At 35.6% G+C, this 632-nt stretch carries 1 protein-coding gene; it reads right to left on the bottom strand.

The genetic code is table 11. The features are described from left to right. Positions 1-505, bottom strand: a 505-nt coding sequence (locus tag D8863_RS10775) for a hypothetical protein (RefSeq protein ID WP_125441872.1), incomplete at its 3' end; no start/stop codon positions are given. Between the last annotated feature and the right edge of the window lie 127 nt (positions 506-632).

The following is a 632-nucleotide window of genomic DNA, read 5'->3' as shown; positions in this document are numbered from 1 at the left end:
CTTGTTTACTAATCGTGATATCTTGGTAGATTAGCTTTAGGATTTTACCGTACTTTTCATTACGTTGGTATACAACATCAATCAATTCTTCTAGTGTTTCAATAAGCATCAGTTTCTCCTCGTGAGAAGGGATTCCAGTTGGATCGTAGCCAAATTTCTCATCATTATCCATTTTATCGAACATCTCATCTAAAGATAAATCATCATGCTTTCCTTTAGAATGACGGCTCAAGTATTCATTGGTATCCATGTTAAAGACACGAAGGGCATTCGCAAACTCATCTCGTTCAATAGGTACAAATCCAACAAGAATTCGCTTGCCATAAATGTTAAAAGTTTTAAGATTATCTCGATTTACATCCTTGTTAACTAGCATCGCTCTATCTCTAATTACGAATGGAGCTAGTACTTGTGAATCAGTAGGTTTTACACCATTATAAGACTTTTCACTTTGATAGCGATCTGGAGTGTATTTTGAGTTTCGATTTTGTTCATTAATTGACATGTCTTGTCACCTATTCCTTCGTTCACAAAGGAATTGGACATGCCAAAAGAACTATTAAATTTTATTTCTGACCACATCAGCAGTTCCTTTGCTAAATCATGGTCAGCTGGCTTTATAGCTGCTGTCT

The sequence above is a fragment of the Streptococcus oralis genome (assembly GCF_003943825.1).
Taxonomy (GTDB): Bacteria; Bacillota; Bacilli; order Lactobacillales; family Streptococcaceae; genus Streptococcus; species Streptococcus oralis_CD.
This window is presented reverse-complemented; position numbering and strand designations above follow the sequence as displayed.